Origin of the sequence: Halorubrum californiense DSM 19288, from assembly GCF_000336875.1 — an archaeon.
GTDB classification, from domain to species: Archaea; Halobacteriota; Halobacteria; order Halobacteriales; family Haloferacaceae; genus Halorubrum; species Halorubrum californiense.
Genome location: NZ_AOJK01000005.1, coordinates 1 through 5,595, shown reverse-complemented (window position 1 = coordinate 5,595; position 5,595 = coordinate 1). Strand labels below are relative to the sequence as shown.

1 protein-coding gene and 1 pseudogene are annotated in these 5,595 nt (G+C 58.3%); both read right to left on the bottom strand.

Annotation, left to right across the window (positions count from 1 at the left end):
- Window positions 1–311: 311 nt before the first annotated feature.
- A pseudogene (locus C463_RS20040) lies at window positions 312–452 on the bottom strand (ATP-binding protein); the annotation flags it as partial.
- Window positions 453–839: 387 nt separating this feature from the next.
- Entirely contained in the window at window positions 840–4,898 is a 4,059-nt protein-coding gene (locus C463_RS19515) for a DUF4350 domain-containing protein (protein ID WP_008440082.1), read from the bottom strand.
- Window positions 4,899–5,595: the final 697 nt, after the last annotated feature.

The window sequence follows — 5,595 nt, the reverse complement described above, 5'->3', positions numbered from 1 at the left end:
CCTCTTGACTCAGAAAAAATCTCCATCGGCTTGACCTCCATTGTGATATCCGACCCTTACAAGAGATTATATATCTGCCGGTCGTACCTTGTCATTCTAATCAGAGAATATGTGCTTCACCTGTACTGACCACACCCGGCCAGAATGTATCACTCTCTAAGGATTTCAACAGAGTCGAATCCTCGGCCCGAGCATCCTGTAGGGTGCGGACATTAGTGAGCGCCTCATCAACGCGCTCGTCGTCGGCTTCGACCGTCTCGCACGCGCCACGTTTGCTCAGCCGCCAGCTTCACTGTCCGCCGGCTTTCGCGTCATCCGAGAAAATCGATACCGGTGATCTCGAACCGAGCCCCACCGCTCTCCGCGTCGGTCGCAATGATGTCCCAGCCGTGCGCGTTGACGATCGTTCGAACGACTGACAACCCGTATCCGTGCCCGCTGTCGCTAGTGGTAATTACTGGACGGGGAGTGGCTATGCTGTGCTAACAGCGGAAGTGGTGGGGTGGGGGTCTCTGGGGTATCGTTCAGCAATTCGTGAGAAGCGTCAGCAGACAGGCTTCAGGCACCTCCATTGGGAAACACCGGTCAGAACTTCGCAACGCGATTGTTAACGAGCGCGATTTGTCGGTTCGCCTGTGGGTATGACTCAGGAGTTCGGGTGGACAAAGCGGTAGAGAGATCGGAACGACAGTGGATCAACCCGGATCAGTTGACCTGAAAATACGCCTGTGAAGGGTGATCCCCAAGCCGGAAGCGCTGACAGCGCTACGACCTCACTCTGTCAATGAGCCAAAACGTGGAATCGCTCGCAATACGAGACCACGTGTCGCTGCGTTGTCTCAGGACGTGAGTGCTGGCAGGAGCGCGTCACCACCGAGAGGATCGACGACATCCACGTCGGCCGTCGTGTTCACGCTGCGAGTTGTGCCAAGGCCATCACGAGTGTCGAAGAGCGCCGGGAACGTCGCAGTATTATAGTTGCTCGTCACCGGGACGAACTCTTGGCCGGTGTTACTCTTCGAATCGGTCACTTGATCGTCGTTGAACCGGAAACTAGCGTTGAGCGCACTGGCGATCTCGTTGTGATTAGCGGTGGCGTCAAAGTCATTATAATCGGATTGGTCGTGGAGTATCACGACGCCGCCGTTGGCTGCGAACTCCGCGAGTGCGTCGCGTTCGCTTTGTGTGTACCCCTCGCTCGGAGAAGTAATCACAACGGCATCAGCACTGCTGAGATTGGTCGTGACGTTTGTGGTCGCTTCATAGGTGTATCCGTTCGCTTCCGCGTACGACGCAAACTCCTGGAAGTCGTCGCCACCGTTGGGAGCGACCGTGTAGAACTGTCCGTGGCCCTCGTCGTGAACGATGGTGCCAGACCCGCCGAGCAGCTCGTCGTAGATGTTCAACATGACTTCCTCATTACCGTACGAGAAGTTGGTGTCAGAAGCCACAAACGGTCCGGTGACACCGACGACAGACCCATCCACGGCGACGACCGGAATGTCCGTCTCGGCCGGGTACGAGACGGCATCGCCGTTGCCGTCTGTATCCGAATTGGTGGCGGTCGATTCCGCCGAGACAGCGACAACGGAGTCGTCAGTGAGCGGCTCACCGTTCGCGTTGAGCAGGCTCGACACCGAATCGAGCATCACCGGCCCGACATCACTCGGCTGTGTGGGCGTTGTGTTTTCAGCGGTGAACGGCGTGAACAGGTCAGCGTACGCGTCACTGACGTTGCCGGTGGTGAAGACGGCCGGATCGTCAGTCAGCGAGTTAGCTCCGTCGGTGACTGCCTCGTTAGTGAAGCCGACGTTCGCATTTAGCTCGGTCAACACTGGCTCAAAGTTCGAGACGGCGTCTTGGTCGGCAGCGCTGCCGAGGAGTATAACCGCACCACCAGCATCAGCGAACGCAGCGACAGTGGCTCGCTCAGTGGCGGTCAACTCAGTTGTCGGCGCTGAGATGATGAGCGCGCGCGCCGCCGGCGTTCCATCTTCACTGAGCAGCTCCGGCCCGGCTTCAGTTGTGAGGTTGGTGCTCGCTTCAAACCCAATGAACGATTCGTTGCCGGGAGATTGGCCTTCGAGATATCGCTGGTAGTACGCTGCGTCTTCCGCAGAGACGGCCGCGTCACTCGCGAACTGGCCGTGTCCATTGTCGATGACAACAGGCCCGCTGTCAGCGTCGCTCACGGCGGCGATCGTGTTCGTGAGGAACGGGTAGTTTCCGTATGTAGCAACACCGGGCCCGCCTTCGCCTGCCTCGAAGCCCTCTTCGATCAACGGAGCGCCGACAACAGCGACGTTCGCTGCCGTATCAACAGCAACGAGTGGCTCCCCACTTTCCGCGGAGACCGCGACCTCGCCGCCACTGACCGCGACTGGCTCCGGCATAAACACGTCACTGAATTCACCGTCTCCGGTTTCGGGCGTCGCAGCCGGATCAGAGAGCTCCCAGATGCCGTCGTTGTTGGCGCGTGCGGTCTGTTCAAGCTCCCAGTAGCTGTCGTGTTGGTCGAAGCCGGAGTCGTACACCCGAGCCCAGCCGTCTTCGATAACCTCCTCGTTGTAGACGCTGCCATCAGCGAGTTCGATAAATCCGAGCAGGCGGCCGAAGTTGCCACGCAGGCCCTCGTTCTCGTCGAAGCGGAGCGTGACCGTTTCACCCGCAAGCTGCTCTTGTGCGTACGCGGTCGCGTTATCGCCCGCCGTTTTCAGCGCCGGCCCGTCATCGATACCCTCGTACTCTTGGAGCCGTTCATCGGTGCTACCCGTTTCAGGGGTGTCGAGTCCAACAATGCGGACCGTCTCAACGGTGCCACTGGCAAACTCGACGTCGACGGTGTCACCGTCCGTCACGCCAACGACGTCGACGGTGTAGGTCTCGTTGACGTTGAGGTCCACACCGAGTCCGTTGCGATCCGCAAAGAGCGTCGGGAACGCCTCAGTGTTGTAGTTCTCGGTCACCGGGACGAACTGTGCGCCGGTGTTGTTTTCGGGATCGACTACCTGATCGTCGTTGAACCGGAAGCTGGCGTTGAGCGCGCTGGCGATCTCGTTGTGGTTGGCCGTTGCGTCGAAGTTATTGTAGTCGGATTGGTCATGGAGTATCACGACGCCGCCGTTGGCTGCGAACTCAGCGAGTGCGTCGCGTTCGCTTCGTGAGAAGGCGTCGCTCGGAGACGTGATCACAACGGCATCCGCACTGCTGAGGTTCGCCGTGATATCTGAGGTTGCCTTGTAGGTGTAGCCGTTCGATTCCGCGTATGAGGCAAACGTCTGGAAGTCATCACCGCCATTGGCCGCAAGTGAGTAGAACTGCCCGTGGCCCTCATCGTGAACGATGGTGCCGGACCCGCCGAGCAGTTCGTCGTAGATGTTCAACATGACCTCCTCGTTCCCGTACAAGAAGTCGGTGTCTGAGGCCACGAACGGGCCGGTAACACCGACAACAGAGCCGTCAATGGCGACGACCGGAATGTCCGTCTCGGCCGGGTACGAGACGGCATCGCCGTTACCGTCTTCATCCGCATTGGTGGCGGTCGGCTCTGCCGAGACGGCGATGATCGAGTCATTCGTGAGCGGCTCACTGTTCGCGTTGAGCAGACTCGACACCGAATCGAGCATCACCGGCGCTGCGTCTGCGTCGGGGTCGTCTGGTTCAGCCGGCGCGCTGATAGTCGCTGATGCCTGCGCGAGGACGCCAGCGGCGGTGTCGTCTGAGACCGTCTCACCGGGAGCGTACTGACTGGAAAGCCGATCTGTCGGGATGACATGGGCGGTGTGTTCACCGGAGAGTCCACCGCCATCCGCAACGCTGACTGTGACATCGTCACCGTTGAGGTCGCTTGCGGCAACGGACGTCACGCCGGCAACGACCAGCTCACCGTTTGCCTCGTATGTGACAACGACTGCGCTGTTGACGTTGGCGGAGACGTTTTCGACGGTCACATCCTGGTTTGTGGTAGTGACCTGATCGCGGAACTTGAGACTCGCTGTCGGTTCGACACCGAGTGTCGTCGCACGCGTTTGCGGGTCATACGACGGCGTGATAATCGCACGGTCACGCGAGGAGTCGCCCCCGTTGAACACCCAGTACGCGTCGAACGCGCCAACTGAGTCACTCGCCGTCAGCGGTTGACCGAAATCGGCGCGAAACGCAACAATCGACGACGTATCAACGTTGATCAGGTCCGCTTCAAGCGTCCGAGAGTCACCGGCTTCAGCGCTGTCGATCGCGAAGTTCGAGCTGACAAAGTTCCACCCGGGCTCGATTGGTGCGGTGCCCGGCCGTGGCACCGTATCGATGAACGTATAGCCGAGTCGAGCGGCATCAGTTGTCCCGGACACGTACAACCCGTTCTGGAGGGCGGTGACATCATCGAACTCATTGTCGATGACTGTACCGTACGTCTGTGTCGTCGGGTCCCATCGGTTGATCGCACCGATATCCTCGGCTGAAAGGGTGGCCGGTTGGGGCACCGAGACGAGGTTAAACCCCGCATCGAGATCACGGACCTCATGGACAGTCTCAACGGTTGCCGGAGCCGTTACCGTGTACTCTTGAACGCTCACCGTGGCTGTGCCCGGGTCGACGCTAAGAGTTGTCGGATCAATCATCGTTGCGGCGCTGCCGTTTGAAACCGCCGCCGTCGCCACCGGTTCACCGCCAATGGTGAAGGTGATCGTGTCCGGCTGGCCAGTGATGTTGGTTGCTGTCACTGTAATCGTGCCGGGGTCACTCACCGTCCCGATGAATTGCGCGTCAATCGTTGTTTCACCGACGACGATCTCGTCACTGCTGGATCCGTCTTGGGCAGCGACACCCCCAACGGCCACAACGGAAGCGAGCAGTGCCACTACCAGCAGAATCGTGCCGGTTTGCTTCCCCGCTATCATGCGAGTAGGGACGATGTGAGCGTTTGGAGGGAACGCACAACGGAGTGGGGAGGCAGTTCATTGTCGGCGGGCTGTAGCCACGAACGCAACACGGGCATGTCGACAATCGACATGTAGATTTAGTTAAACTGTTTTAATTTATAACTTTTGAAACGAGGGATAAAGAGGCGAACATACCCAAACAACAAGATCCGAGATGCAACACCGATATATAGAGATATAAACATGAACGCTCGGGATGACTGGGACGGCCAATTCAGTATCGACAAATGAATCCCTACCGGACAGGACGCCGAAAAGATGTTGCGATGAGAGGGCCCGGTGGCAACAAGGCCACCAGCTTTTGAGGGGGATTGGCTCTGTTGAAATCCTATTCTTCAGACATATCGTTGTCTGAAACAGCCGGTCGCTAAGCAGTGCGAATGTACCACTATAGATCTTGCCAGATTTTGATGATCTCCAGAAGATCGTGCTGAATACAGAGCGCGTATTCGGCACTCCCAACGAGAGTGAAGGGAGCGCTTGAAACAAAAGTAACTCCCCAAGAGGATTGAAAGGACCCTAATATAAAGTGTTCAGCGATCGTAAGAGGTAGTGTGAATCGACGAGCCGCCCTTACTGGCTTGGTGGGAATAGTAGCTGGGGGCGGTGCGCTTCTTGGAACGGGAGCGTTCACGACAGTTGAAGCCGAACGGAC